This is a genomic window from Burkholderia sp. ZZQ-2 (assembly GCF_050768715.1).
GTDB classification, from domain to species: Bacteria; Pseudomonadota; Gammaproteobacteria; order Burkholderiales; family Burkholderiaceae; genus Burkholderia; species Burkholderia cepacia.
This window is the reverse complement of sequence record NZ_LDVA01000130.1, coordinates 14,659-40,125: the sequence shown is the minus strand read 5'-3', so window position 1 is coordinate 40,125 and position 25,467 is coordinate 14,659. Positions and strand designations below refer to the sequence as shown.

Annotated in this window: 27 protein-coding genes and 1 pseudogene; 20 read left to right on the top strand and 8 right to left on the bottom strand. The window is 67.9% G+C overall.

Annotation, left to right across the window (positions count from 1 at the left end):
* Positions 1-32 precede the first annotated feature (32 nt).
* A complete protein-coding gene (locus ABY44_RS08195) occupies positions 33-470 on the top strand; it encodes a hypothetical protein (protein WP_021159623.1) in 438 nt (145 codons plus the stop codon).
* Between the two features lie 395 nt (positions 471-865).
* Complete coding sequence (locus ABY44_RS08190) at positions 866-1,078, top strand: hypothetical protein (RefSeq protein WP_006497261.1); 213 nt, start codon at positions 866-868, stop codon at positions 1,076-1,078.
* 294 nt (positions 1,079-1,372) lie between these two features.
* On the opposite strand, the gene ABY44_RS08185 is transcribed toward ABY44_RS08190, so the two are convergent.
* A complete protein-coding gene (locus ABY44_RS08185; RefSeq protein WP_060172256.1) occupies positions 1,373-2,338 on the bottom strand; it encodes a D-2-hydroxyacid dehydrogenase in 966 nt (321 codons plus the stop codon).
* Positions 2,339-2,591: 253 nt separating this feature from the next.
* On the opposite strand from ABY44_RS08185, the gene ABY44_RS08180 reads away from it, so the two are divergent.
* From ABY44_RS08180 to ABY44_RS08140, 9 genes are all read left to right on the top strand, one after another.
* A complete protein-coding gene (locus tag ABY44_RS08180; protein WP_060172346.1) occupies positions 2,592-3,782 on the top strand; it encodes a CaiB/BaiF CoA transferase family protein in 1,191 nt (396 codons plus the stop codon).
* A 22-nt stretch (positions 3,783-3,804) separates the two neighbouring features.
* A complete protein-coding gene (locus ABY44_RS08175; RefSeq protein ID WP_060172258.1) occupies positions 3,805-4,767 on the top strand; it encodes a hydroxymethylglutaryl-CoA lyase in 963 nt (320 codons plus the stop codon).
* 22 nt (positions 4,768-4,789) lie between these two features.
* Complete coding sequence (locus ABY44_RS08170) at positions 4,790-5,173, top strand: VOC family protein (protein WP_059588273.1); 384 nt, start codon at positions 4,790-4,792, stop codon at positions 5,171-5,173.
* Between the two features lie 240 nt (positions 5,174-5,413).
* Positions 5,414-6,241, top strand: coding sequence for an alpha/beta hydrolase (locus tag ABY44_RS08165; protein ID WP_060172260.1), 828 nt, complete (start codon positions 5,414-5,416; stop codon positions 6,239-6,241).
* Positions 6,242-6,355: 114 nt separating this feature from the next.
* A complete protein-coding gene (locus tag ABY44_RS08160) occupies positions 6,356-7,249 on the top strand; it encodes a LysR family transcriptional regulator (RefSeq protein WP_021159618.1) in 894 nt (297 codons plus the stop codon).
* A 500-nt stretch (positions 7,250-7,749) separates the two neighbouring features.
* Positions 7,750-8,307, top strand: a complete 558-nt coding sequence (locus ABY44_RS08155; RefSeq protein WP_060172262.1) for an RNA polymerase sigma factor — start codon at positions 7,750-7,752, stop codon at positions 8,305-8,307.
* A 351-nt stretch (positions 8,308-8,658) separates the two neighbouring features.
* Entirely contained in the window at positions 8,659-8,967 is a 309-nt protein-coding gene (locus ABY44_RS08150; RefSeq protein WP_027787384.1) for a hypothetical protein, read from the top strand.
* A gap of 2 nt (positions 8,968-8,969) precedes the next feature.
* Entirely contained in the window at positions 8,970-9,266 is a 297-nt protein-coding gene (locus tag ABY44_RS08145) for a 4Fe-4S dicluster domain-containing protein (protein WP_059700385.1), read from the top strand.
* A 104-nt stretch (positions 9,267-9,370) separates the two neighbouring features.
* Complete coding sequence (locus tag ABY44_RS08140; RefSeq protein ID WP_059700292.1) at positions 9,371-10,132, top strand: O-methyltransferase; 762 nt, start codon at positions 9,371-9,373, stop codon at positions 10,130-10,132.
* A gap of 214 nt (positions 10,133-10,346) precedes the next feature.
* On the opposite strand, the gene ABY44_RS08135 is transcribed toward ABY44_RS08140, so the two are convergent.
* The 3 genes from ABY44_RS08135 to ABY44_RS08125 all read right to left on the bottom strand — a co-directional run bounded on the left by ABY44_RS08135 (position 10,347) and on the right by ABY44_RS08125 (position 13,946).
* On the bottom strand, positions 10,347-11,807 hold the full coding sequence (locus tag ABY44_RS08135; RefSeq protein WP_060172264.1) for an MFS transporter: 1,461 nt from the start codon (positions 11,805-11,807) through the stop codon (positions 10,347-10,349).
* Positions 11,808-12,189: 382 nt separating this feature from the next.
* The gene (gene prfH, locus ABY44_RS08130) at positions 12,190-12,804 is read right to left on the bottom strand and encodes a peptide chain release factor H (protein WP_021159612.1); all 615 of its coding nucleotides are present in this window, start codon (positions 12,802-12,804) and stop codon (positions 12,190-12,192) included.
* Positions 12,798-13,946 (bottom strand): RNA ligase RtcB family protein, encoded by a 1,149-nt coding sequence (locus ABY44_RS08125; protein WP_060172266.1) that lies wholly within the window; start codon positions 13,944-13,946, stop codon positions 12,798-12,800. The genes prfH and ABY44_RS08125 overlap by 7 nt, the downstream gene beginning before the upstream one ends.
* 737 nt (positions 13,947-14,683) lie before the next feature.
* On the opposite strand from ABY44_RS08125, the gene ABY44_RS08120 reads away from it, so the two are divergent.
* Together ABY44_RS08120 and ABY44_RS08115 are read left to right on the top strand one after the other, a co-directional pair.
* Positions 14,684-15,553, top strand: coding sequence for an RNA ligase family protein (locus ABY44_RS08120; RefSeq protein ID WP_060172269.1), 870 nt, complete (start codon positions 14,684-14,686; stop codon positions 15,551-15,553).
* 41 nt (positions 15,554-15,594) lie between these two features.
* Positions 15,595-16,728 (top strand): AAA family ATPase, encoded by a 1,134-nt coding sequence (locus tag ABY44_RS08115; protein ID WP_060172347.1) that lies wholly within the window; start codon positions 15,595-15,597, stop codon positions 16,726-16,728.
* A 72-nt stretch (positions 16,729-16,800) separates the two neighbouring features.
* Here the strand turns inward: ABY44_RS08115 and ABY44_RS08110 are convergent, their stop codons facing one another.
* Together ABY44_RS08110 and ABY44_RS08105 are read right to left on the bottom strand one after the other, a co-directional pair.
* Positions 16,801-17,484: a hypothetical protein gene (locus tag ABY44_RS08110; RefSeq protein ID WP_060172349.1), complete on the bottom strand. Its 684-nt coding sequence runs from the start codon at positions 17,482-17,484 to the stop codon at positions 16,801-16,803.
* A gap of 13 nt (positions 17,485-17,497) precedes the next feature.
* Positions 17,498-18,130, bottom strand: a complete 633-nt coding sequence (locus tag ABY44_RS08105) for a hypothetical protein (protein ID WP_060172271.1) — start codon at positions 18,128-18,130, stop codon at positions 17,498-17,500.
* 236 nt (positions 18,131-18,366) lie between these two features.
* Between ABY44_RS08105 and ABY44_RS08100 the strand changes: the two genes are divergently transcribed.
* The 6 genes from ABY44_RS08100 to ABY44_RS08075 all read left to right on the top strand — a co-directional run bounded on the left by ABY44_RS08100 (position 18,367) and on the right by ABY44_RS08075 (position 23,453).
* Positions 18,367-19,293 (top strand): LysR family transcriptional regulator, encoded by a 927-nt coding sequence (locus ABY44_RS08100; protein ID WP_060172273.1) that lies wholly within the window; start codon positions 18,367-18,369, stop codon positions 19,291-19,293.
* A gap of 275 nt (positions 19,294-19,568) precedes the next feature.
* Positions 19,569-20,825 carry an MFS transporter gene (locus tag ABY44_RS08095; RefSeq protein WP_060172275.1) on the top strand — a complete coding sequence of 419 codons (1,257 nt, stop codon included), beginning with the start codon at positions 19,569-19,571 and terminating at the stop codon, positions 20,823-20,825.
* Between the two features lie 279 nt (positions 20,826-21,104).
* A complete protein-coding gene (locus ABY44_RS08090) occupies positions 21,105-22,205 on the top strand; it encodes an NAD(P)H-dependent flavin oxidoreductase (protein WP_060172277.1) in 1,101 nt (366 codons plus the stop codon).
* A gap of 183 nt (positions 22,206-22,388) precedes the next feature.
* The gene (locus tag ABY44_RS08085; RefSeq protein ID WP_048022703.1) at positions 22,389-22,760 is read left to right on the top strand and encodes a GFA family protein; all 372 of its coding nucleotides are present in this window, start codon (positions 22,389-22,391) and stop codon (positions 22,758-22,760) included.
* Entirely contained in the window at positions 22,757-22,885 is a 129-nt protein-coding gene (locus ABY44_RS08080; protein ID WP_255221834.1) for a hypothetical protein, read from the top strand. Before ABY44_RS08085 ends, ABY44_RS08080 begins: the two co-directional genes overlap by 4 nt.
* Before the next feature lie 112 nt (positions 22,886-22,997).
* On the top strand, positions 22,998-23,453 hold the full coding sequence (locus tag ABY44_RS08075) for a MarR family winged helix-turn-helix transcriptional regulator (RefSeq protein ID WP_059682567.1): 456 nt from the start codon (positions 22,998-23,000) through the stop codon (positions 23,451-23,453).
* A gap of 48 nt (positions 23,454-23,501) precedes the next feature.
* On the opposite strand, the gene ABY44_RS08070 is transcribed toward ABY44_RS08075, so the two are convergent.
* Positions 23,502-24,227 (bottom strand): GNAT family N-acetyltransferase, encoded by a 726-nt coding sequence (locus ABY44_RS08070; RefSeq protein WP_060172279.1) that lies wholly within the window; start codon positions 24,225-24,227, stop codon positions 23,502-23,504.
* A 224-nt stretch (positions 24,228-24,451) separates the two neighbouring features.
* Here ABY44_RS08070 and ABY44_RS08065 point away from each other — a divergent pair.
* Positions 24,452-24,814: pseudogene (locus tag ABY44_RS08065) on the top strand (phospholipid methyltransferase); the annotation flags it as partial.
* A gap of 260 nt (positions 24,815-25,074) precedes the next feature.
* On the opposite strand, the gene ABY44_RS08060 reads toward ABY44_RS08065, so the two are convergent.
* Positions 25,075-25,404, bottom strand: coding sequence for a DUF4148 domain-containing protein (locus tag ABY44_RS08060; RefSeq protein ID WP_060172283.1), 330 nt, complete (start codon positions 25,402-25,404; stop codon positions 25,075-25,077).
* Between the last annotated feature and the right edge of the window lie 63 nt (positions 25,405-25,467).

The following is a 25,467-nucleotide window of genomic DNA, read 5'->3' as shown; positions in this document are numbered from 1 at the left end:
ACTACGCGGCGTTCACCCGATAACGGATATCCATGAAGTTCCAGACGCTGCTGACACTCGCCGGTGCATCGACCCTCCTGGCCGCCTGCAACCTGCTCCACGACGGCCCCGGATCGGGCGACGTCGATGCCGCCGTGCGCCGCGCGCTCGAGGCGGAAAACCACGGCGGGCTGAACGCGCTGTTCGGCCAGCCGCTGCCCGTCTCGGCCGATGTCGTGTCGGCGAAGCCCGACGGCGACTGCAAGAAGGTCGGCGATCGAACCTACTCGTGCGACGTCGTGGTCACGTGGCGCAATACCGACTACAAGCCGTCGCGCGCGAACCTGACCTTCGTGAAGGCCGCCGACGGCTCGTGGCAGACGTCCGGCGTCGACGCGGCGATCGTGACGGGCACTGCGAAATCGCTGGTCGACCAGATCGGCAAGGCATGGCCCGGCAATGCGGCAAGCGGCGCGTCGGCGCCGCAGTGACGCGGTGACCTGCGAGAGCGACGGGCGGGGCGTTTTCCTCCGGTAATACGCGGCCTGTCGCGCCCGAACGCCGCGCCGCGCCTTCCGCCGACTTCACGCCACCGACCGATTGCCCGCGAGCGCATCGACGGATGCACCGGGGCTGGCGCAGCGGCGGGGCGGCGCCCGCGACCGGCCCGGAGGCCGGACACGGTTACCGGCAGCGCTGGTACGGCGCGAACCCCGCAACCGGTCGCCCCATCCTGTTCGACCGACACTCACGCGCGGACTGGCAGGGAAAAAGGGCGCGAGCATCGCGTCCGCGCGCGACCGAATGCATCCTCGGTATGCGGGCCGGCTTATAGGGAAAACCCTTATTTCGAGATATAATCACGGCCTAAGTGATAGGTCGAACCATGCCTGAACGTTTCCAAACCCTTGAAAAATTTGTGTTTTCCCTCGTCGTGATGTCCGCGGTCGTGTGCTCGGCATTCCTCGCGTACGAGCGTCATCCCGAGATCAAGATCGCGCTGCACGAAGGCGAAGCGCTGATGCGCGAAAGCGCCAAGTATTCGGTCATCTGCTCGCCGTCCAAGGTCGATCCTTGCGTCGAGATGTCCGCTTACTGAAACGCGCGCATTCGGGTCGGGATCAGCGCGCCGGGTGGTGCGCCGCAGCCAAAGCCGGCGAGTTCCAGTGCGGGGCCCGACCAGCGCCAGAGCGGCCCTGCCGCATCGGCGGCCCGAGTTCCCTGACGTAGCGCTCGTCACGCATTCAGAAACCCGCTGCAGGACAGGGTGGATGCACAAACCCGCTACGTGCCGGGTCACTGGCGTAAGCAACTCCCAATCCAAAGCCCCGCTTCGAGCAATCGAGCGGGGCTTTTCTCGTAGGGCCGTCGAAACGATCCCCGCGGCTGCGCATCACACCACATGCGTCGGAACGCCGTCGACGAACGCGGCGACATTGTCGACGAGCTGATCGGCGAGCGCCTGCATCGCCTCGTCGCTCGCCCACGCGACGTGCGGCGTCAGGATGAAGGCCGGATGCGACAGGATCGCGTGGAACGGATGCGCTGCCGGCAGCGGCTCCTGCGTAACCACGTCGAACCCCGCGCCCGCGATCTGCCCCGACTGCAATGCGTCGACGAGCGCGTTTTCATCCACGAGCCCGCCGCGCGCGGTATTGATCAGCAGCGGCCGGCGCGCCATCCGCGCGAACGCGGCCGCGTCGATCAGGTGTCGCGTCGCGGGCGTGAGCGGACAGTGCAGCGTGATCACGTCGCTGTCCCGAAGCAGCGTGTCGAGCGGCGCGTAGTCGTCCCCCGACGCATCGCCGTGCGCGGCGAACCGTACCCGCATGTCGAGCGCGCGCGCGATGCCGGCCACCGCGCGCCCGAGCACGCCGTCGCCGACGATCCCGAGCGTCGCGCCGGCCAGGTCGCGAATCGGATGATCGAAGAAGCAGAACTGCCCGCTGTCGAGCCAGCGCCCCGCACGCACCGCGTCGCGGTACGCGACGAGGCTGCGGCGCAGCGCGAAGATCAGCGCGAACGTGTGCTCGGGCACCGTGCGGGCCGCATACCCGCGAATGTTGCTCACGACGATGCCGTGCGCGGCACACGCGTCGAGATCGACGATGTCGGTGCCCGTCGCGGCGATCGCGATCATCCGCAGGCGCCGCGCGCCGGCAAGCGCCGCCGCGTCGAGCCGCACCTTGTTGGTCACGACGATGTCCGCGTCGCCGATGCGCGAAGCGACCTCGTGCGCGGCCGTCCGCTCGAACGTGCACAACGCGTGCGGAAACGGGAACGGCTTCAGCACGGTTTGCGGCGACAGCGTCGCGCGGTCGAGGAACACGATATTCGCGGGAGAGGAAACGGAAAACATGGCGGGCCTCGCTGGCAGGCGCCCGGGGCGGGCGCGGAACGGGTTCGATTCTGCCGGCGGCGCGCGGGCCGTCGTTTGACCGTTGCGCCAGTGCGCTTTCCCGGATGGAAAGACTGGCGCACCGCATATGTGAACGGCCGCGGCGCACGCCTTTCCGTTTCGGAAAGGCTGGTTGAGCATCGATCGATTTTCGCCGGGCGGGAACGCCGTCATGATCGCCGTCATCGACAACACGCTTTCATCGGAGACAGCCATGACACGCCCCCTCGACGGCATCCGCGTGCTGGAACTCGGACAACTGATCGCCGGCCCGTTCGCGGGCAGGATGCTCGCCGAATTCGGTGCGGACGTGCTCAAGGTCGAGCCGCCCGCGCTCGGCGACCCGCTGCGCAAATGGCGGCTGCTGCACGACGGCACGTCGGTCTGGTGGGCCGCGCAGTCGCGCAACAAGCGCTCGCTGACGCTCGACCTGCGCACGCCCGAAGGGCAGGACGTCGTGCGCCGCCTCGTCGCGGAAACCGACGTGCTGATCGAGAACTTCCGGCCCGGCACGCTCGAGGGCTGGGGGCTCGGCTGGGACGCGCTGTCCGCGATCAACCCGGGACTCGTGATGCTGCGCGTGTCGGGCTTCGGCCAGACGGGCCCGTACCGCGACCGTCCCGGCTTCGGCGTGATCGCCGAGGCGATGGGCGGCCTGCGGCACCTGACCGGCGAGCCGGGCCGCACGCCGGTGCGCGTCGGCATCTCGCTCGGCGATTCGCTGTCGGCGCTGCACGGCGTGATTGGCGTGCTGCTCGCGCTGCGGCATCGCGAGCAGCAGGGCGGCAAGGGGCAGGTCGTCGATGTCGCGCTGTACGAGTCGGTATTCAACATGATGGAAAGCCTGCTGCCCGAATACTCGGCGTTCGGTGCCGTGCGCGAGGCGGCCGGCAGCAGCCTGCCCGGCATCGCGCCGACCAACGCGTATCGCTGCCGCGACGGCCGGTACGCACTGATCGCCGGGAACGGCGACAGCATCTTCCGGCGCCTGATGGAGCTGATCGGCCGGCCCGATCTCGGCAACGATCCCGCGCTCGCGCACAACGACGGGCGCGTCGCGCAGGTCGAACGTATCGACGCGGCGATCGGCGCGTGGAGCGCACGGCACGATCTCGACGCCGTGCTGGCCGCCTTGAACGACGCACGCATCCCGTCCGGGCGCATCTACGACGTGGCCGATATCGCCGCCGATCCGCATTACCGCGCGCGCGACATGCTCGTCGATGCCGCGCTGCCCGACGGGACGCCCGTGCTCGTGCCCGGCATCGTGCCGAAGCTCGGTGCGACGCCCGGGCGCATCGAGCGCCCGGCGCCCGCGCTGGGCGCGGATACCGACGCGGCACTCGAAGCGCTCGGCATCGATGCGGCCACGCGCGGCGACTGGCGCACGCGCGGCGTGATCTGAACCCGAACCAGGAGACGACGACATGAGCGGGCAACGCACACGGCTCTACATCCACGAAGTCGCGACGCGCGACGGTTTCCAGAACGAAGCGGCATTCGTCGACACCGACGACAAGATCGCGCTCGTCGACGCGCTGAGCGCCTGCGGCTACGCGAAGATCGAGGTCACGTCGTTCACGTCGCCGAAGGCGATCCCCGCGTTGCGCGACGCCGAGGCCGTGATGCACGGCATCGCGCGCGCACCGGGCGTCGTCTACACGGTGCTCGTGCCGAACGTGCGCGGCGCCGAGCGCGCGCTGTCGTGCGGCATCGACGAAGTGAACCTCGTGATGTCGACGAGCGAAAGCCACAACCGCGCGAACCTGCGGATGACGCGCGAGCAATCGTTCGCACAGCTGCGCGACGTGATCGACGCGGTACGCGGCACGGGTGTCGCCATCAACGTCTCGCTGTCGACCGCGATGGGCTGCCCGATGGAAGGGGACGTCGCGCCCGAGAGCGTGCTCGCGTGGATGCAGCGCTTCGCGGATCTCGGCGTGCACGGCTTCACGCTGTGCGATACGACGGGCATGGCGTTTCCGTCGCAAGTGCGCGAACTGTCGGCACGTGCACGCGAGCGCTTCGGCGCGCTGCAGCTCACGCTGCACTTCCACAACACACGCGGGATGGCGCTCGCGAACACGCTCGCGGCACTCGACGCCGGGATCGACCGCTTCGATGCGTCGCTCGGCGGCCTCGGCGGCTGCCCGTACGCGCCGGGCGCGACCGGCAACGCGTGCACCGAGGAACTCGTGCACATGCTCGAACTCGACGGCTACGATACGGGCGTCGATCTCGCGGCCGTGCTGGTCGCGTCGGCGCGGCTGCCCGCGCTGATCGGCCATGACGTGCCGAGCCAGATCCTGAAGGCCGGGCGCCGCTCGGACCTTCATCCGCCACCGCGCGCGGACGCCGGCGACATGCCCGCGCAACGCGCTTTCTCGTGAACGACCAACCGGAGCGAACCTCATGGCGCTGATTGACCACCTCGACCATCTCGTGCTGACCTGCGTCGATCCCGACCGGACAACGCATTTCTACACCGAGGTGCTGCAGATGCAGCTCGAAACCTTCGGAGCCGGCCGGATCGCGTTCCGCTTCGGCAACCAGAAGATCAACCTGCACGTGCGCGGCGCGGAGTTCGAACCGAAAGCGCATGTGCCGGTGCCCGGCGCGCTCGACCTGTGCTTCATCGCGTCGGTGCCGCTCGACGACGTGATCGCGCACCTGAAGCGCGTCGAATGGCCGATCGTCGAAGGGCCTGTCGAACGCACGGGCGCGACGCAGAAGATCCGCTCGGTCTACGTGCGCGATCCCGACCTGAACCTGATCGAGATCTCCGAGCTGATCTGATTCGAGCCGACCGGCGGGCATCTCGTGCCATCGCGCATGCGGCCCGGATCGTACCGGTGCGAACGCATGCCGCGTCGATCTGCCGCCGAAAACGGACAGCCGGTTTCCGCGCTCGCCGATTCCGGATAGCCGGCCCGTGCCGCGCTGCGGATAATGCGTGCTTCGGCGACTGAGAGGCCGCCTTCGCACCGGACGCGACGCCTGCGTCCGCGCTTCCGCAACCCGACCCATACGATTCCGATGACGATCCTCTATCGCGGCATGGACCGCGCGGCACTCGACGCCGCCTATCTGAACACGAAGGTGGTACCCGATTTCCCTGCGCTGCTGGCGTCGATGCAGGCGCGCAGCGCGGCGCTCTACGACACGACGCGCGGCCGGCGCGACCTGCGTTACGGTGCGCAGCCCGCGCAGCGATTCGACTGGCTGTCGTGCGGTCGGCCCGATGCGCCGCTGTTCGTGTTCATTCATGGCGGCTACTGGCAGCACTGCGCGAAAGAGGATTTCGCGTACGCGGCGAGCGGGCCGCTCGCGCGCGGTTTCGACGTGATACTCGCCGAATACACGCTGGCGCCGGTCGCGACGATGACCGACATCGTCGGCGAGATCGGCGCGCTGCTCGACTACCTGGCGAACGACCCCGACGCAATCGGTACCGCCGGGCGGCCGATTCACCTGAGCGGCCATTCGGCGGGCGGCCACCTGACGGCCGTGTACCGCGCGCATCCGGCCGTCGTGTCGGCGCTCGCGATCAGCCCGCTCGTCGATCTCGAACCGATCTCGCTGTGCGTCCTGAACGACAAGCTGCAGCTCAGCGCGCGCGAAGTCGACGCGTACAGCCCGTTGCGCCATGTCGGGCCCGGCGCACCGACGGTCGTTGCGGTCGGCGATGCCGAGCTGCCCGAACTCGTCCGGCAGGCACGCGACTATGCGACGGCATGCGAAGCGGCAGGCGAACGGATCGTCCACGTCGGGCTCCCCGGCATGCGGCACTTCGACGTGCTCGACGATCTCGCGAAGCCGGACGGTGCGATGCTCGCCGCGTTGAAGTCGATCGCGCCGCGCTAGGCGCTGTTTTGCACCGTACCGCACCGTATCGCGCGGGGTCGGCCGGGCGTATGATCGGCGTCAGGCCGCCGTGCTGACGGCAAGCGCCGGCCTGGCCTACCCAGGACCCACGACATGGTGAATCCGCTTCATTTCGATCTGCAATCGCTGCGCGTGTTCGCGCTCGTCGCCGAGCACGGCAGCCTGACGAAAGCGGCCGAGCATGGCCAGCTCACGCTGTCCGCGGTCAGCAAGCGCATCGCCGAGCTCGAAAGCGTGACGGGCAGCGCGCTGTTCGTCCGGCATGCGCGCGGTGTCGAGCTGACGCCCGCGGGCCGCGCGCTCCTCGACCATGCGGCGAAGGTGATCGAGCAGGTCAACCGGATGGCGCACGAGATGAGCGACTACGTCGCCGGCGTGCGTGGCCACATCCATGTGTGGACCAACACGTCCGCGATCGTCCAGTTCCTGCCCGCCGATCTCGCGGCGTTCCTCACCGACAATCCGGGTATCAAGGTCAGCCTCGAGGAGCGTTTGAGCCACGAGATCGTCGACGCGCTCGCGTCCGGCAAGGCCGATCTCGGCGTGTTCGCCGACAACGTGCCGGCGCCCGGTATCGAACGAAGGCTGTACCGCCGCGACGAACTCGTGCTGCTCGTGCCGCGCACGCACCGGTTCGCCGCGCGCGACAGCATCCGCTTCGCGGACACGCTCGACGAGGACTACGTCGGGCTCAGCGACGGCAGTTCGCTGCTCGCGCGCATGACCGACGCCGCGTTCGCGGTCGAGCGCTCGCTGAAGCTGCGGATCCAGGTATCGAATTTCGACGGCGTGAGCCGGATGATCGAGGCGGGGCTCGGGATCGGCATCCTGCCGCGCGACGCGGTGACCGGCGAGCGCGCGGCGCGGCTCGGGGTCGTGAAGCTCGACGATGCGTGGGCGACGCGCACGCTTTGGGTCGGCGTGAAGGCCGGAACGGTGCTGACGACCGATATCGCGAAGCTGTTCGATTTCATGTCGGCGCGTTGAGGCCGGCCTGCGAGCTGGCGGGAATTGTCGCGGTGCGGCTTCGGGGAAGGGCGATCGTCGGGGCACGTTCGGCTCGCCGCTGCGGGAAGCCGATGCCGTTGTGGGAAGCCATTCGTAGCAGCCGCGCCAGACCGACCGGCCGACGACCGCGAACAGCCGGCGCGTAGTACCGCCCGGATGCAGCCGACAGTCGCGAGCACGGCACGCGCGTTCCTGTCTCGCCTCGGCAACGCCCGTGCCTGCCGCCCGCACACTTCGTCGCCGCGAAGCGCATGCTTCGCCTTGTCGTCGCGGGTTCGTTCCTTGCACTATCGTTACACCGTTCCCGCTCGTGTCGGCGATGACCGTCGGGCCGGACCAATTGCTGCCCGCTGGACGGGCGGTGTAACCGATCTCTCCCTTGAAGCCGCCCCGTTGAGCAGTCATTTTTCACACTCGACACAATATTCCCGCGCCTGAAACGTCTTCAGGTGCATGGAATCGCCACCCACTTCACGCACATGACCGACCCAGACCGCGACATCACCGCGATAGTGATGCGTGAACGAACGAGGCTGGTGAGCTTCATCCGGCGTCGGATTCGCGACCCGGACGATGCCGAGGACATCCTTCAGGACGTGTTTCACGAATTCGTCCAGGCCTACCGGCTTCCGGCGCCGATCGAACAGGTGAGCGCGTGGCTGTTCCGCGCGGCGCGCAACCGTATCGTCGACCGCTTTCGCAAGAAGAAGGAGCAGCCGCTGACGGATCTGTCCGAGGTCGACGACGACGCGGACAGCGAGTACCGCCTGGATTTCGTGCTGCCGGCGCATGATGCCGGCCCCGAAGCAGTCTACGCGCGCACGCTCCTGCTCGAAGCCTTGCAGGATGCGCTCGACGAGCTGCCGGCGAATCAGCGCGAGGTATTTATCGCGCACGAACTGGAGGGCCGTTCCTTCAAGGAGATGGCCACGCAAAGCGGCGTTGCGCTCAATACGCTGCTCGCGCGCAAACGCTATGCGGTCTTGCATCTGCGTGCACGACTGCAGCTCATTCATGACGAACTGGACAATATCTAGGGTCTGTTTACATATGGAACGCACATGCGAATGCCCGAAATCGCTCGTCCCCCAAGGGGACTTCCTCCGGGGCGTAGGGCAAGAAGTGAGGAGCGCCGTTTGGCCGAGCCAAACGCCCCGCAGGAAGTCCCCTTGGGGGACAAGCGACGAGCGACGCCGCCATACGGGCGATTTCGGGCATTCCCGTGGAATGAATTTTTTAATTAGGGGTTGCCACGAGAACGGCCGCTCGCCGCGTTGCGCTCCTTGCGAATACGTCAGTATTCGCGGCGTCACGCGCCTCGCGAGCGGCCGTTCTCGTGGCAACGCATGTGCGTTCCATATGTAAACAGACCCTAGAGGAGTCGACAAATGAATTTTCGAATCAGATGTGCGGGCAAGGCGGTGCTCGCGTTGATTGCCATAGGCGTGCTCGGATGGGTCGTCATGATGTTGTGGAACTGGGTGATGCCGGCGCTGTTCGTCGGTGCCCGTACGATCGATTTCGCCCGGGCGCTGGGCCTGCTCGTGTTGAGCCGCATCCTGTTCGGCGGATTCCGCGGACACCACGGCTGGCGCGGCCGGCGCCACTGGCGCAAGTGGGAATCGATGACGCCCGAGGAACGCGAGCATTTCCGCAACGCGTGGCGCTCCGGCGACGACCGGCCCTCGGGAGCGTGAACGTGCGCGAAAAATCCACGGGCGACTGCAAACAGCAACCGGGCGTGATCGCGCCGGTCGTCGATCTGAAGCGTTGCGAAGGCAAAGGGGATTGCGTCGCGGTTTGCCCTGAAAACGTGTTCGAGGTCAGACGCATCGACCCGGCCGATTACGTCGGCCTCGGCCTGATGCATCGCCTGAAGCTGCGCGTGCACGGCATGGAAGTCGCCTACACGCCGAACGCGCATGCGTGCCGGTCATGCGGACTGTGTGTGACCGCGTGCCCCGAGCGCGCCATCACGCTCGCCCGAATCGCATGACAACCTCCGCATGTCGCCGATATCGAGCGACCGCGCCGAAACCCTGGCGGAAGAGGCGCCGCCGAATACATCGTCGACGTGATCAATCTCGTCAAGGAACGCACATGGCTTCACCTACCGCCGTTCTTCTGCGACGGCTCCACGAAGAGAGCCGGACCGAAATCATCGCCCGCGCCCGCGCGCAGTTCCTGGGATCGAACGAGGAGCTTCTGTCGTTAGCAGAGGAATACGAAGCGATCGCCCCCCGTCTGCGGGGGCGGTTTCTCGAAACGTTCGGGCTGTTCACCGACGACTTCGAATCCCCGGAAGGCAGCCGGCTATCGTTGGCCGTGTCGCCGGAAACGGGCGGGTTCTTGCGCAACATGGTGCTCTCGCAACGGCCGGCCCGCATCCTCGAACTCGGCAGCTCGTGCGGCGTGTCCACGCTGTATTTCGCCGAGGCACTGCGCACGTTGGGCCGTGGCGTGGTCGTCGCGACCGAGCGCGACCCGCTCAAGTGCGCCCGTTTGCGCGATCACGTCGGCACGGCGGGCCTGGACGCCCATGTCGACATCCGGGAGGGCGACGTATTCGAGACCGTTGCCGAGCTGGACGGGCACTTCGACATGGTATTCATCGACGTCTGGGCCGACGCCTACCTGAAGTTGTTCAGGCAGATCGAGCGCCTGCTGCGCCCGGGGTCGATCGTCCTGGCCGACAACATGTACACGGCCGAGGACGCCGTTCGACCGTACAAGCACTATCTCGATGACGATCCGCGCTTCTCGACCATGACACTGGATTTTGAATCCGGGATCGAATTCACGGTCGTCGTTTCCCGAGCGGACATGGCCTCGCAGGGCCCTTGCCGCGACGGCGCGCAGTGAAGGGCGCAACCGTCGATCGCCGGGCATCCCGCTTCGGATTTCGCCCGCCAGCGGTCGGCGCACGCGGGCGTTGCGTGACCGCGGCCGTAACCGTGACCGTGCGCGGAAGATGCGACCGTCTGCCGTGGGCCGCCGGGCGACCGATAGCCCGGCCATCCGCGAAGCATCAGGAACGATGCGTGAGCGCGTTCCCGCGCCCCGCATCGACACACGCTCAAACCGGATTGATTTCGTCCTGGCTGCGCCGCGTCGTCAGCGGCCCGAGCACGCGCAGCGTGACGGCGACAATGCCGAGCGCAACCGAGATCACGCCGAACATCGCGCCCGCGCCGTAACCGCCGAGCACCGGCAGCAACACGAACGGCAGCGCACCGCTGACGATGCGCGACAGCGCATAGGTACTGCCGATCGCCGTCGAGCGCACGCGCGCCGGAAAGATCTCCGCCTGGTACACGTGATACGCGTTGCTGAACACGTTCGACGCGCAGGTCGTCAGGAACCCGAAGCCGACGATCAGCACGGTTTGGCCCGAGTACGCGAAGCACAGCCCGAACGCCGCGATCGACAGGATCGACGCAATCACGAGCGTGCGGCGCTCGATCCAGTTGAGCAGCGGAATCGACAGCAGCGAGCCGACCGGATAGCCGATGAACGACAGCGCGATGAACAGCGTACTATCCGTCACGTCGAAGCCGCGGCTCTTCACGACCGTGCCGGCCAGCGTGCCGAAGCCGTAATAGCCGAAGCCCTGGAACAGATGAAAGATCGCGAGCATCAGGTAGCGCGCGCCGTACGGTTCGCGCCGCAGCAGCGCGATACGCTCGCCGAGCCCGAGCGGCCGTTGCGGCTCGACCGGTTCCGCGAATTGCTCGGGCACGCGCACGCCGGTGCCCTCCGCGAAGCGCCGCAATGCCGCGTATGCATCGGCGGTGCGGCCCTGCGCGAGCAGCCAGCGCGGGCTTTCCGGCAGCCGGTGCCGGACTAACAGCACGTACACCGCGCCGAGGCTGCCGATCGCGAGGATGATGCGCCAGCCGGCCACACCGCCCACGTGCAGCGGATTCAGCCACAGCGCGAGGAAACCGACGAGCGGCACCGCGACATAGGAAGTCGTATAGGCCCACGCGGCGAGCCGCCCGCGCTTTTCCTTCGGCAGGATCTCGGACAGGAAGCTGTCGGCAACCGGATAGATCGCGCCGACGCCGATGCCGGTCAGGAACCGGCACGCGACGAGCATGTCGGCGTTCACGGAAAACGCGCCGACCAGCGAGAACGCGCTGTACCACGTGAGCGTCAGCAGGAAGGCCTTGCGCCGGCCGATGCGGTCGGCGAGGCTGCCGAGGCACATCGCGCCGACGAACATGCCGATGAACGCCGAGGCCAGCAGTAGCTTGAAATCGGTGCTCTGCCGGCTCAGCCCGTATTCGTTCTGCAACGCGGAACCGATCGTGCTGACGAGGAAGATCTCGTACATGTCGAAAAACAGCCCGATGCCGATCACCCAGACGACGAACCGGTGCAATGCGCCAACCGGCAGGTCGTCCATGAAATCGCCGAGCGTGACGCGGCGGGCGGGGAGGGCCGACGCGGCGGCGCCCGTGCCGGCGGCGGCCGCAGGTCGTGCGGGCGCGGGTTCGCCCGCGTCGCCGCCGAGATCGAGGGAATGGCTGTTCATCGTGTCTCCTGATTATCGGTACGCCGTGGCGCGAGGCCCGGCCGTTCGCGACCGGCGCGATGCATCCGGTCGCACGACGTGGCGGCAGGCACCGCAAGCCCGTTGAAAGGGCCGGACAGGCGGGCTGTACCGATCGTCCGGCACATGGTGGGCAAATCCGCGGCACGTGATAATTGCGGATGTTTCAAGCGTCCTTTCCCGCGCAGAAAGGGTGCGGAACACGCGACAGCCGGCATCCGCGCGTGAGGCCCGTGCAGCCTGCGTGGCGTGCGGTCGCGCACCGGAACCGCCGGCGCGCTCACGCAACCGGCTGGCCGGGAAAACCATGAGGCCCGTTGCCCGACTGCCGGCGAAACAACCGCCGGCAGCCGGGCCGTCATGCTCAGTCGGCCGGCACGAACGCCGCCCCGTGAAACACGCGCACGGGGTTGCCGCGCTCGAGCGCAAAGTGCTGCATCCGCCGCTGCCGGCGCGCGTCGGACGCGTGACGGTCGGCTTCCTGCTGCAGTCGAACCTGCAGCAACTGCAGCGCGAGGCGCTTGTTCGCGTGCTGGCTGCGCTCGCTTTCCACGCGCACCGACAGGCCGGTCGCGACATGGGTCGCACGAATCGCCGAGCTCGTCTTGTTCACGTGCTGGCCGCCCGGCCCGCGTGCGCGCATCGCTTCGAACCGCACGTCGCCATCCGGCAGCGGCTGCGCGTCGGCGCAGCGCGTGACACCGATGAACCAGTTCTTGCGCGGATGGCGCAACCGGTACGGGCTCGCGCAAATCCATTGCAGCGTGCCCGTCCAGCGGTCCGCCAGCGCCTGCGCGCCGGCACCGTCGAGATCGAGCAGCGCCGAGCGCAACGTGCCGGGCCGTTCGCCCGGTTGCACATCGAGCACCGTGACGACGACGCGCTGCGCATCGGCTTCCGCCTGCAGGCGCCGCAACGCATTGGCCGCGGCGAGCTGGCACTCCAGCGGCCCGTGTGCCGAAGAAATCTGCATCAGCATCGGCCTGCCTCCCCGGACGTCTTGTAGGTCAGCACCGGCGCGAGCCGCGCGAGCTTGCGCAGCAGGCCGGCCGCCTCGAGCGCGTCGACGACGCTGTCGATCGGCTTGTAGGCCTGCGGTGCTTCCTCGTACAGCAGTTCGCGGTCTTCGCAGACGACGTGGCTGCCGAGCGGCGTACGCGTGAGCTGCGACGGGGTGAAGCGCCGTTCGAGACGCCCCTTGCAATCGCCGCGCGCCCACTTGCGGCCCGCGCCGTGTGCAAGCGACGCGAGGCTGGCCGCATCGTCGGGCCGCACGGGGGCGACGAGATAGCTGTAGTCGCCGCGCGACCCGGGAATCACGACCGGCCCCGCATCGGCCGGCGTCGCACCTTTGCGATGCAGCCAGCCGGGCTCGCCGTCGACGCGCGCGCGGCTCACCAGGTTGTGGTTCACGTCGAGCACGCACCGGCCGTCGCTGCGCCAGCGCGCCAGCATGCGCCGCGCGATCAGGTCGCGATTCGCGATCGCGTAGCGCAACGCCGCGTCGTGGCGCGCAAGGTATGCCGTGCATGCGGCATCCGTGTCGTCGAGCCCGTTGTAGCCGTGCTCGCGCATGTGCTGTTCGAGGATCGACTGGCCGAAACCGCGCGACCCGCTGTGCACGAGCAGCAGCAGGCGGTCGTGATCGAGGCCGAGCGCCTGGACGGCATCGGCGTAGTACACCGCGTCGATCCGCTGCGCTTCCGCGAAATGATTGCCGCTGCCGATCGTGCCGAGCGATGCCGCGAACGCGTGATCCGCGAACCCGGCGGCCGCGATGAGCGGCTGCCAGCTTGTATCGGGCGTGGTGTCGATCGAGCCGAGCCGGCTCGCGAGCTTCGACGCGCTGACGCGCCGCGCATCGAGCGCGGTTTGCCACAGCGCCATTCCGCAGCCGATATCGCCGCCGATCAGCGCCGGGTACAGCCGGCCCGTCGAAAAGAACGCGGCGCCGACCGGGTAGCCGCGTCCGGGGTGAAGATCGGGCATGCCGGCGACACGCCGCATGCCGGGGAGGGTGGCAGCGTGTTCGAGCTGCCGGATGGCCTCACCTTCGATCCAGGTGGTGGCGCAAGCGCACAAGGTGACGCGCTCGCCCAGGTATTGCATGGAATTGCCCATGGAGGTTTCCGTTCGATGAAAAGGTAGAACGGCGGGCCATGGCGCAGGCAGCGCTCGAATGCGCTGCCCGACATCGGAAGTCGGGAAGAGGGCGGCACGACCGGATCGGAACGACCCGGCTCATCGCCGTGACGGCGATACGGTGTGCTGCTGCGTGGCGTGTACGATGAAACGGACGGACGCGAAAAACCCGGACTACGACCCGCGACGGGAGGAGCGTTGGCGTGACGTCATGATGTTCTTCTCCTTGCGAGTGAGGGGTTGATCGGAATGGCGGCGACTCTAGCATGCACGCAGCGGGCGCAGCAAGCGGGCAGCACGGCGCTGCCCATTGAATCGTCGCCCGATGTGGCTAAAAACACACATATAGACATCCTGACAATGTTCGTGCCGATGGCGCGTGCGGCACGCCACAGCAGGCACTCAACGCATGCAGGCGGCTGCATCAGCGGGTTCCGACAGCGCTTGACAGTGCAAAAGCCGTTTCGTAGCATCCGCCTGCTTCATCCCTGAACCCTCATCGAACCGGTGATCCAAGTGCCCGCAAACATTCGTCCCTTCGCCTGATACGCCGACGACTGCCGTCCCGGCCGCGTGTCGTCCTGCCCGTTTCCGCCCGCCTCGCGGCGCCGGAACGTCGACTGCAGGAACGCGCCCGGACAAGCACTGACACCGCAACGCACACCAGACCGTTCGTTCACGTCGTCGGCTTTTTCCCCTGTTTCCGGAGAAAGACCATGACGCTGGATTTTCGCGCATACGCGCAATCGCTCGACCTCGCCCGCTACCCGCGCACGCCGCATCTCGAAGGCTCGCGCCTGCAGGACGGCGACGAAGGTCGCGAACACGTTCCCTATCGCACCCTCGCGGGCGCACACATCGTCGTCGAGGAAAAGCTCGACGGCGCGAACACGGGCATCAGCTTCGGCCCGGCGGGCGAACTGCTGCTGCAGTCGCGCGGCCACTATCTGGCCGGCGGCGGCCGCGAGCGGCAGTTCGGTTTCGTGAAGACGTGGGCCGCCACCCATGCAGGCTGGCTGCTCGACCGCCTCGGCGATCGCTACGTGATGTACGGCGAGACGATGAGCAAGAAGCACGCAGTGTTCTACGACGCGCTGCCGCATCACTTCTTCGAATTCGACGTGTTCGACCGCACGACGGGCCGTTTCCTGTCGACGTGCGCGCGTCGCGCGCTGCTTGCCGACGGGCCCGTGCTGTCGGTGCCCGTGCTGTACGAAGGCATCGCCCCGGCGCGGCTCGCCGACCTGAAGGCACTGCTCGGCCCGTCGCTCGCGAAGACGCCGGACTGGCGTAGCGCGTTCGAGGAAACGGTGCGGCGGCAGGGGCTCGACCTCGCACGCGCATGGCAGCAGTGCGACAAGTCGGCGCGCGCGGAAGGGCTCTACGTGAAGGTCGAGACGGACGACACGACGACCGCGCGCCTGAAGTGGGTCCGCCACGATTTCGTGCAGGCGATTCTCGAATCGGCGCGCCATCACTCGGAGCAGCCGTTCATCCCGAACCTGCTCGCGCCGGATGTCGACCTGTATGCGCCGCGGCCGACGGTCACGTGGCGATCGATCGCCGCGACGCGCGCGCACCCATGAATACGGAACGACCGTGCGCCGTTTCGAGAGGAGTCTTGATCATGAAGTACGAAGAACTACAGGCACTCGTGCCCGCGCCCGGACGGCAGCCGGACTACCGCGCATGCGTCGCGGCATTTCCCGCGCTCGAACAGGCGAAAACGACACCGCAGGAGCCGGCACACCACGGCGAAGGCGACGTGTGGACGCATACGACGATGGTGATCGATGCGCTGCTCGCGTTGCCCGGTTATCAGGCCGCATCGCGCGCCGACCAGGAAATCGTGTTCCTGGCCGCGCTGCTGCACGACATCGCGAAGTACCGCACGACGATCGTCGATCCCGTCACCGGCGCGATCGGTCATCCCGGCCACTCGCGCAAGGGAGCGATCGATGCGCGTATCGCGCTGTGGGATGCCGGCGTGCCGTTCGCGGTGCGCGAGGCGATCTGCCGGATGATCGCCGTGCACCAGGTGCCGTTCTTCGCGATGAGCGGGTCGCGCCGCGGCACGCCCGAGTTCATCGCGCGCGAACTGTCGTGGCAGGTGAGCCTGCCGCTGCTGTGCCTGCTCGCCGAAGCCGATATGCGCGGGCGCATCTGCAGCGATACGCAGCGCGTGCTCGACAACATCGAACTGTTGCGCGAACTGGCGCGGGAAGAGGGGTGTTATGGCCAGCCGCGCGCGTTCGCCGATGCGCACACCGCGCTCAGCTACTTTCGCGGCGCGGACGTGCATCCCGACTATCCGCTGTTCCGCACGCCGGGCTCGCGGGTCGTCGTGATGTCGGGCCTGCCCGCGTCGGGCAAGAACACATGGGTCGCGCGGCATCATCCGGACCTGCCCGTCGTGTCGTTCGACGATGCACGCGATGCATTGGGGCTGCGCCATGGCCAAAACGAGGGCGCCGTCGCGCACCGTGCGGTCGACGCCGCGAAGGCACTGTTGCGGGAGAAGCGGCCGTTCGTGTGGAACGCGACGAACCTGTCGCCACTGATGCGCAAGAAGACGCTCGACCTGCTGTTCGCGTACGGCGCCGACGTGACGCTCGTCTATCTCGAGCAGCCGCGCGCGGAGCTGTTGCGCCGTAACGCGCGGCGCGACACGTCGCTGACGAACCGCGCGCTCGAGGCGATGCTGCCGCGCTGGGATCCGCCGCTGCCCACCGAAGCGCATGCGGTGCGGTACGAAGTCTGATGCGGCAACGTCACGGCAAATGTCACCGCACGAGCCGGTATGCCGCCCGTCATTGCGGCATACCGGCTCGCATCATTTCAGCGCGGGATTCTGCTGCGTCGCACACGCGCGCAACGCGGTGACGAGATCGGGCTGGCCGAGCTTCTCGAACAGGTCGGCCATTTCCATCTGCGCGACCGGATCGCCTTCGCGCGCCGCGCGCCAGCGCAGCGACGCGATCATCCCGCTCATGCCCTCGCCGGGCGTTTCGCCGTCGTAGCCCGACATCGCCTGCAAGACATCCGCGAGCTTGTTGTAGCCGGCCGGCACATGATGAACGAGCAGCCACGCAATCTCCGGCTGCGCGCCTTCCCAATCCTCGTCGTCGAGCGAACTGCTCGCGAGGCGCGCGGCCGCACGCCACGAACCGAGCGACGCGGCCTTCGCGTAGGCCTTGTCGGCGTCGCGGCCGCGCGACGACGGCGCCGCGTCGAACGCGGCCTGCGCTTCGGCCGACGGCGGCGGCAGCGCGAGCTTCGTGCAGCTGAACGCACCGGCATCCGGTGCGTTGCCGGGCAGACCGGCCCAGCGCGCCTGGTCCTTCAGCGCGCGATCGAGCGTGGGCCGCACGTCGCTTTCCTTCATCGACGCGAACACCCAGTCGGTACGGACATGGCGCGCGGCGTCCCAGTCGCTTTCGGCAGCGGCATGTTGCGCGAACGCGAGGCAGGCGGCCATGCAGCCGACGCGGAACAGGTTTCGGACAGGAGATTTCATCGCCGATCGCACCTCAACTCGCCACGATGATGAAGGTAGTGAGCGCGATCGGAAACAGGGCAAGGCCGAGCAGGCCCAACGCGCCATCGGCCGCCATCGCGATCGGCGACAAGGCCAGCTTCGCGCCGCGGCCGACAGCCGTCAGCTTGTCCGTCACCGTGACCTCGTACGGCCGATTGAACGCCTGCGGGACTGACGAAGACGTGACATCGTTCGGCAGATAGCGCTTGCCGCTGATCCTGCCTTCCGACTCCAGGTAGGCACCGTCCTTCTTGAAACCGTCCGCGAGCGCACGCTCGCGCACGTCGGAGCCGGTCGGCGCATCCGCGTAGTCCAGCCGCATCGTGTATTGACCGGTAATCGCGTCGCCGTGCGCCTCGAAATCGCTGAACGCCGTGTGAATCTTGGGGCGATAGGGGGCGTTGAGCACCGTCGCAAGGCTCGGCGGCATCTCGAAGATGTAGTGATACTTCTTGCCGAGCACGACGAGCTGTTTGCCGTCCGCGGTAATCAGGAACGTCGACAAGGTTTCGTCGTATTTCGAATCGCTCATCCACGCCTTGGTGACGGGGCCGAAATTGGAGCAGCCGGCAAGCATGCCGGACGCGGCCACGACGGGTAGCGCGAGAAATGTTCTTCTTTTCATGAGTGCGGGTTGGTTGTGGTTCGTTATTCAGCGGAACCGCTTGAATGTCGGACGCTGCGTTCGATGAACGCGGCGCCCTGACGGCCTTTCGTGCGGTTTTTTCGCCTGCGCATTGTAGGGCCAAAGCGGCAAGTGCAGCATCCCCCGGGCCGGGCATCGCACCGGTGTGCGGTAGACTGCTCGCTCGCTTGCCTGCCGCCCATCACACGGCCGTTCGCACCCGGCCCGCTCAAACCATGGATCGAATCGACGCGATGAAGGTGTTCGTCGCCACGCTGGACGAAGGCAGCCTCGCGGGCGCGGGCCGCAAGCTCGGCCGGTCGCCGGCGGCGGTCAGCCGCGCGATCGCGTTTCTCGAGGCGCACACGGGCACCGCGCTGCTGTACCGCACGACCCGGACGATCCGGCTCAGCGAAGCCGGCGAACGCTACGCCGCCGCGTGCCGCCGCATCCTGTCCGATCTCGAGGAAGCCGACATGCTGGTCGCCGACGAACGCTCGGCGCCGCGCGGCATGCTTACCGTCACCGCGCCGGTCGCCGCGGGCGAGGACGTGCTGCGCGCGCTGCTCGACGAATTCATCGAACGCCATCCCGCCGTGTCGATCCGCCTGCAGTTGCTCGACCGTCCCGTCAGCCTGATCGACGAAGGCATGGACGTCGCGCTGCGGATCGCGCACCTGAGCGATTCGACGCTGGTCGCGATTCCGGTCGGCGCGGTGCGGCGGGTCGTCGTGGCGTCGCCCGATTACCTGGCCACGCATCCGGCCATCGAGACGCCGGCCGATCTCGCCCGGCACCGGATCATCTCGATGACGCATTTCGGCCTCGATTCGTGGAGCTTCCCGCCGTCCGCGCCGGCGGCGCTGCCGCAGGTCGTCCAGTTCGCGCCGCGCTTCATCATCAACACGATCCGCGGCGCGGTCGCGTCGGCCGTCGCCGGCCACGGCGTCACGCGGCTCTTTTCCTATCACGTCGCCGAACCGGTGCGGGACGGCACGCTGCGGATCGTGCTGCGCGACAGCGAACACGCGCCGTTGCCGATCCATCTCGTCACGCCTTACGGGCGCCTTTCCGTACCGAAGGTGCGCGCGTTCGTCGATTTCGCGGCGCCGCGCCTGCGCGAGCACTTCGCGCGGCTGGCGGCCATCACCGACGGCGATTGAACCGCGATGCGGAAGAATGGCTTTCGAGTGACGGCGATTCACTCGGCAATCGGCTCAATCTAGACTTCCTTCAACCAACGGACGCGCATGGCGCCCGTTCAGCGAATGGAGGTCAATATGTATCGAGCGCTTCCTGGCCGGCCCCGCGCCCGTGCGTTCGGCGCGCGCCGCGTCGGATCCGGCATCGGCGTTGCGCGTTTCGCCTTGGTGCCGTTGCCAGCGAACTTCGTCGCCCAAGGGTTTGCCGCACCGACGACCACGACGGCGAGGGCGCAATGAGCACGATCTCGCAAGCCCCCGCCGCGGCACGGGCCGAACGGCCCGCCGCCGGCTACGCCGAACGCAACGCGCGCTACTGGCGGCGCAATCTCGCCGTGTGCGTGTTCGGGTCGTTCACGACGCTCGTCAGCCTGAGCATGCTGCTGCCGTTCCTGCCGCTGTACGTGCGGCAACTCGGCGTCGAAGCGCAATCGGCCGTGATCCAGTGGTCGGGCGTCGCGTTCGGCGCGACGTTTCTCGGCACGGCCGTCACCGCGCCGCTGTGGGGCCGGCTCGCGGACCGCTTCGGCCGCAAGCCGATGCTCGTGCGCGCGGCGATCGGCATGGCGATCGTGATGTCGCTGATCGGCGTCGCGCACAACGTGGTCGAACTCGTCGTGCTGCGGCTGCTCGCGGGGCTCGTCGGCGGTTACGCGTCGGCCTCGACCGTGATGGTCGGCACGCAGGCGCCGCGCGAACGCGCGGGCTGGGCGCTCGGCATCCTGTCGACCGGCGCGCTCGCGGGCAACCTGGTCGGGCCGCTCGTCGGCGGGCTGCTGCCGGGCTGGCTCGGCATTCGCGGTACGTTCTTCGCCGGTGGCGCGATGATCGCCGTCGCCGCGCTGCTGACGATCTTCGTCGTGAAGGAGGATTTCCACGCGGGCACCGACGCGAAACCGCGCACCACGAGCGCGACGGCCGGCACGTCACGCGGCACGAATCGTGCGGCGGTGGCCGCGCTGCTGGTGACGGCGATGATGGTGCTGCTCGCGAACATGTCGATCGAACCGATCATCACCGTCTATATCGGCGGCCTCGGTGTCGGTGGCGATCATCTTGCGCGTATCGCCGGCGTCGTGATGGCGTGCTCGGCGCTCGGCAGCATGCTGACCGCCGCCCGGCTCGGCGCGCTGGCCGACCGGATCGGCAGCTGGAACGTGATCATCGGCTGCCTGTTGCTGACCGCGCTCGCGATGGTGCCGCAGGCGTTCGTCACGTACTGGTGGCAGCTCGCCGCGCTGCGCGCGCTGATGGGCATGACCCTCGCGGGGTTGCTGCCGTCGATCGGCAAGCTCGTGCGGCAATCGGTCGACGAGCGCGCGACCGGGCAGATGCTCGGCTACCTTCAGTCCGCCCAGTTCAGCGGGCAGGTGATCGGCCCGGTGATCGGCGGGCAGATCGGCGTCGCGCTCGGGCTGCATTCGGTGTTCTTCGTGACGGGTGCGCTGCTGGCGGCTTGCGCGGGGCTCGCGCATTGGGCGCGCGGCCGATAGCCGCTGGCCGCTGGCCGCTGGCCGGCGGGCCACGGGCGGGCGTAGGATGGGCGCAGCAGCAGGTGCCGCGCCGCGCAACGCGCAACGCGCGATGTCGTACGCCGTCGCCGCGACGGCAAACACCGCACCGCACGGCTGCGCGCTTTTTCGACAGAACTTTCATGCGACCGGCTGCGCGCGAGGCACGACCCACGCGCACCGATCCGAACCCGACCCACGCGCTTCGGCCCGCATCCGGTCGAGGCATTTCGATTGCGGATCTTGCAGGAGGCCAGCGACATGAATCAAGCGACCGACAACCGTACGCTGTTGCGCGCGCTCGGCGTGCGCACACCGATCGTCCAGGCGCCGATGGCCGGCGTCAACACGCCGGCGCTGGCGGCCGCCGTGTCGAATGCGGGCGGGCTCGGCTCGCTCGGCGTGGGCGCGACGAACGCCGACGGCGCCCGCAGGATGATCCGCGACACGCGCGCGCTCACCGACCGGCCGTTCAACATCAACGTGTTCTGCCACCGGCCGGCACGCGCCGACGCGGCCGTCGAACGCGCCTGGCTCGACTGGCTCGCGCCGGCGTTCCGCGAATACGGCGCGACGCCGCCCGCATCGCTGTCGGAGATCTATACGAGCTTCGTCGCGGACGACGCGATGCAGGCGCTGCTCGTCGAAGAGAAGCCGGCCGTCGTCAGCTTCCATTTCGGGCTGCCGTCCGCGGACGTGATCGACGCGCTGAAGCGCGCGGGCGTCACGCTGTTCGCGACCGCGACGAATCTCGACGAGGCACGCCGGATCGCCGCCGCCGGCATCGACGCGATCGTCGCGCAGGGCATCGAAGCGGGCGGCCACCGCGGCGTGTTCGATTCGACCGCCCATGACGACCGCCTCGGCACGTTCGCGCTCACGCGCCTGATCGTGCGCGAATGCGCGCTGCCGGTGATCGCCGCCGGCGGCATCATGGACGGCGAGGGCATCGCCGCCGCGCTCGCGCTCGGCGCGCAGGCCGCGCAGCTCGGCACCGCGTTCGTCGCGTGCCCGGAGACAGCGATCGACGATGGTTATCGCCGCGCGCTGCTAAGCGACGCTGCACGGCGCACGACGTTCACGGCCGCGATCTCCGGCCGGATCGCGCGCGGGATCGCGAACCGGCTGACCGCGCTCGGCGACGACCCGCAGGCGCCGGCCACGCCCGCGTACCCGATCGCCTACGACGCCGGCAAGGCGCTGCATGCAGCCGCGAAGGCAAAGGGCGAATTCGGCTACGGCGCGCAGTGGGCCGGGCAGGCGGCGCCGCTCGTGCGGCAGCTGCCGGCGGCCGAGCTGTTCGCCGCACTCGAACGCGAGACGCGGGCGGCGATCGAGCGGATGCAGCACGTGCTGGATTGATCGCGCGATCCGCGCTCCACGCGCGGCGGGCCGCATGCGCATGCCGGCGATCGGAGAATGCAACACGATTGCCCGCCGCCGATTTGAAACGTCCTGTATCTGCGCGAACCGCCGATACATCGCGATACATCGCAGGTTCGGGCGTCCGCTATAAAGCAGGCATGACCTCTTCTGGAGTGCACGATGTCTGCAACCTGGCTCAAAGGGTCCTGCCATTGCGGGGCCGTCAGATTCGAAGTCCGAGCCGCCGTGACGCCGGCGGTTCGCTGCAACTGCAGCCTGTGCCGCCGGCGCGGCGCGCTGATGAGTCCTATGTTCGCCGCGAGCGAACTGAAGATCGTCGAAGGCGAGGGCGCGCTGACGTGCTACCGCTTCAACACACACACGGCACGCCACTATTTCTGCAGCCATTGCGGCGTCTATCCGTTCCATCAGACCCGCAAGGACCCGGCCTGCTGGCGCGTCAATCTCGGCTGCCTCGACGGTATCGACCCGTATGCGCTCGACGCGACGGTCGCCGACGGCGCGAGCCTTTCGGTCGTGGAGGACGCATGAAACGCTGGCTGATGATCCTGCTGTTTGCGGCAGGCGGAGTCGCGACCGAAATCGCGCATCCGGTGCAATGCACGCTGCTGTCGGCCAGCCGTGTGCAGACCGGCAAGCGCCGCACGCCGCATTGACGGCGCGCGGCGCCCGTTGGTTCATCGAGACCGATTTATCATGCTTCCGATAAGATCGCACGCGATATATAATCCGTCCATCTGCGGCCGTTCGCGTCGCTGGAGGACGTTCATGAAACCGACCGAAGCACCATCCACCGCCGCGCCGAAACTGTCCGAGTTCCTGTGCTTCGCGATCTACTCGACGAACCTCGCGTTCGGCAAGGCCTACAAGCCGATCCTCGAAGAGCTGGGCCTCACGTACACGCAATACATCACGATCATTGCGCTGTGGGAGCAGGACAACCAGACGGTCGGCCAGCTCGGCGAGAAGCTGTTCCTCGAATCCAATACGCTGACGCCGATCCTGAAGAAGCTCGAGGCAATGGGCTACCTGGAGCGGCATCGCGATCCGTCGGACGAGCGCCAGGTGCTCGTCAGCCTGACGAAGAGCGGGCGCCGCGTGCGCGAGAAGGGGCTCGACATGAACCTGGTCGAGGCCACCGGGCTGAAGCCGGACGAATTCGCGAAGATGCAGAAGGCGATCGTCACGCTGCGCGGCAACCTGATCCGCTCGACCGACGAATAAGCCCACGGGCTACCAGCGGCCGGCACGTGCATCGTGCCGGCCGTGTCGTCATGCGTGCCCGTCGCCCAGCACCAGCAGGTGCATCTCGCGGCGCACGACAAAACCCAGTGCGAGATAACGCTCGATCGCGACCCGATTGGACGTGAGGACGTGCAGGAAAGGCGTTTCCGCGCGCGCATCGATGGCCGCGATCAACGACCGGATCAGACGTGCCGCCAGCCCTTGCCGCCGGAACGCGGCATCCACGCACACGGCGCTGATCTCGGTATACCCGTCGACCTGCATCCGTTCGCCGGCCATCGCGGCCAGCCTGCCTTCGCTGCGGATGCCGATGTAGCGGCCGAGCTCGAACGTGCGCGGGCCGAACGGGCCGGGCTGCGCGGCCGTGGTCAGCGCGAGCATGTCCGGCACGTCGGCTTCGGCGAGCGTGACGTGGCCCGCTTCAGGTGCCGCGGCGGGCGTCCCTTGCCAGACCATTTGCAACAGGGTCGCGCGCCGGATCGCCGACAAGCCCGCCGGCAATTCGATCTCGTCGGGCATGACGAGTGCCGCCGGCCCGTGTGCGGCGACCAGTGCGCGCAACGCGTCGAACGATGCCGCGCCGGTATCCTCGATCGCGGCAAACGGCGCGATGGCGGCCGGAAACCGCCATGCACGGCCATCGCCGAGCGCAAAGCGGCGCTGCCTGCCGGTCAGCGCGTTCCACACCACATGGTCGAGCGGGTGTGTACTGCCTGTTGCGCCTGTTGCGTTTCCGGTCGTTGCATCGGACATCGGCTGCTCCTCGATTGAAGGTTTCGGTTGCACAGCATAGACCGGGACCGGACGGGCAGGGCGCGGCGCAACATCGATCGCGTCACCGGTACGGTGCGGGGTGCGCGGCACGTGTTGCCGAAGCCCGGGCTAGCGTTACCGGCGCGTGCCGGCTCCGCCATGACCGGAAACGACAGGATCACCGCCAGCCCGTGCCCTCCGGTACCGGCAGTCACCTCGACGAGATGCCGCTTGTCGCGATGCCGGTCGAACAGGCCGTCGCGATCGTTCACTGCGCGTTCGTGCGCCACCTGGCCGCGGATGGCGTGTTCTACCCGTTCACCTACGTGCCGCGCTACCTGGAGGCGATGCACATTCGCGCCATCCGGATCGGCATCGCGTGGATGAACTTTCCGCCCGCCGTCGTGTACCGCTTCGAACGCCGGGTCGATGCAATCGGCCGTCAATGGCCCGATGCACCGCCGCAGCGGGATGCGGTTGCGGAAGCAACGATCCTGCACGGCGTCGATATCACCCGGTTGCGCCATACGCCGTCACTCGATTCGAGCGGCGCCGGGCCATCGGCAGACGTGCGTTCATCATCGTGAACGCGCTCGGGAATGGGGTGTTGTTCGGCCTGCCACGAATGCTGTCTCTTCTTGCATGCGCGCTGTTCGCGAGAACCGGCGGCCGCATCGGTGCCGCGCGCGATCGAATCCCGGGCCGACGCAAGTAGCGGATGTACATCAACCTGCATCGCTGCTTGCCGCCGAAAGGCGACGAGGAGCGCGTCGTGCTCGCGCGCCCCCGTTCCCCGCACGTCGTACCGCGCCGCCCGGACGGGCGTGACGATTCCGGCGACGCATGCTCAATGGCCGAAGTAGATCGAGCGCTCCGCCATGCGAATCACGCTGCGGTTTCCCGACTGCGTCGCCCCGACGGCATCGTCGCCGTAACCGGACGCTTGCGACCCGACCGCGACCGCATCGCTGTCGTGAACCCGGCGCAGCGCGGCCTGCAGATTGTCCGGATAGTTCGGGTCGTTGGGGCGGTTCGGCAGGTAGCCAGCCTTTTGCAGTGCGGCCAGTTCCGCACGCACCTGCGCACGCGACACGGTGCTTTCGCCAGCGTACGTCGGCGCGGCAACGGCGGCCGACACGGCAACAAGAAGGGCGGCGATCAGTGGGGTCTTCATCATTCACCTCGACAAAAAAATGGATTCAGTGGTTGCGCATCGTGCGCCGGCAGCCGGCGCCGTTCG

Bases quoted from the DNA above. Each gene is read 5' to 3' on its own strand.
- ABY44_RS08110 (WP_060172349.1), bottom strand. From the start codon at position 17,484: ATGAAATCTCCTGTCCGAAACCTGTTCCGCGTCGGCTGCATGGCCGCC.
- ABY44_RS08175 (WP_060172258.1), top strand. From the start codon at position 3,805: ATGAGCGGGCAACGCACACGGCTCTACATCCACGAAGTCGCGACGCGC.
- ABY44_RS08185 (WP_060172256.1), bottom strand. From the start codon at position 2,338: ATGTTTTCCGTTTCCTCTCCCGCGAATATCGTGTTCCTCGACCGCGCG.
- ABY44_RS08170 (WP_059588273.1), top strand. From the start codon at position 4,790: ATGGCGCTGATTGACCACCTCGACCATCTCGTGCTGACCTGCGTCGAT.
- ABY44_RS08160 (WP_021159618.1), top strand. From the start codon at position 6,356: ATGGTGAATCCGCTTCATTTCGATCTGCAATCGCTGCGCGTGTTCGCG.
- ABY44_RS08070 (WP_060172279.1), bottom strand. From the start codon at position 24,227: ATGTCCGATGCAACGACCGGAAACGCAACAGGCGCAACAGGCAGTACA.
- ABY44_RS08135 (WP_060172264.1), bottom strand. From the start codon at position 11,807: ATGAACAGCCATTCCCTCGATCTCGGCGGCGACGCGGGCGAACCCGCG.
- ABY44_RS08100 (WP_060172273.1), top strand. From the start codon at position 18,367: ATGGATCGAATCGACGCGATGAAGGTGTTCGTCGCCACGCTGGACGAA.
- ABY44_RS08155 (WP_060172262.1), top strand. From the start codon at position 7,750: ATGACCGACCCAGACCGCGACATCACCGCGATAGTGATGCGTGAACGA.
- ABY44_RS08125 (WP_060172266.1), bottom strand. From the start codon at position 13,946: ATGGGCAATTCCATGCAATACCTGGGCGAGCGCGTCACCTTGTGCGCT.
- ABY44_RS08180 (WP_060172346.1), top strand. From the start codon at position 2,592: ATGACACGCCCCCTCGACGGCATCCGCGTGCTGGAACTCGGACAACTG.
- ABY44_RS08075 (WP_059682567.1), top strand. From the start codon at position 22,998: ATGAAACCGACCGAAGCACCATCCACCGCCGCGCCGAAACTGTCCGAG.
- ABY44_RS08120 (WP_060172269.1), top strand. From the start codon at position 14,684: ATGACGCTGGATTTTCGCGCATACGCGCAATCGCTCGACCTCGCCCGC.
- ABY44_RS08105 (WP_060172271.1), bottom strand. From the start codon at position 18,130: ATGAAAAGAAGAACATTTCTCGCGCTACCCGTCGTGGCCGCGTCCGGC.
- ABY44_RS08195 (WP_021159623.1), top strand. From the start codon at position 33: ATGAAGTTCCAGACGCTGCTGACACTCGCCGGTGCATCGACCCTCCTG.
- ABY44_RS08140 (WP_059700292.1), top strand. From the start codon at position 9,371: ATGGCTTCACCTACCGCCGTTCTTCTGCGACGGCTCCACGAAGAGAGC.
- ABY44_RS08165 (WP_060172260.1), top strand. From the start codon at position 5,414: ATGACGATCCTCTATCGCGGCATGGACCGCGCGGCACTCGACGCCGCC.
- ABY44_RS08115 (WP_060172347.1), top strand. From the start codon at position 15,595: ATGAAGTACGAAGAACTACAGGCACTCGTGCCCGCGCCCGGACGGCAG.
- ABY44_RS08085 (WP_048022703.1), top strand. From the start codon at position 22,389: ATGTCTGCAACCTGGCTCAAAGGGTCCTGCCATTGCGGGGCCGTCAGA.
- ABY44_RS08095 (WP_060172275.1), top strand. From the start codon at position 19,569: ATGAGCACGATCTCGCAAGCCCCCGCCGCGGCACGGGCCGAACGGCCC.
- ABY44_RS08080 (WP_255221834.1), top strand. From the start codon at position 22,757: ATGAAACGCTGGCTGATGATCCTGCTGTTTGCGGCAGGCGGAGTCGCG.
- prfH (WP_021159612.1), bottom strand. From the start codon at position 12,804: ATGCTGATGCAGATTTCTTCGGCACACGGGCCGCTGGAGTGCCAGCTC.
- ABY44_RS08190 (WP_006497261.1), top strand. From the start codon at position 866: ATGCCTGAACGTTTCCAAACCCTTGAAAAATTTGTGTTTTCCCTCGTC.
- ABY44_RS08090 (WP_060172277.1), top strand. From the start codon at position 21,105: ATGAATCAAGCGACCGACAACCGTACGCTGTTGCGCGCGCTCGGCGTG.
- ABY44_RS08060 (WP_060172283.1), bottom strand. From the start codon at position 25,404: ATGATGAAGACCCCACTGATCGCCGCCCTTCTTGTTGCCGTGTCGGCC.
- ABY44_RS08150 (WP_027787384.1), top strand. From the start codon at position 8,659: ATGAATTTTCGAATCAGATGTGCGGGCAAGGCGGTGCTCGCGTTGATT.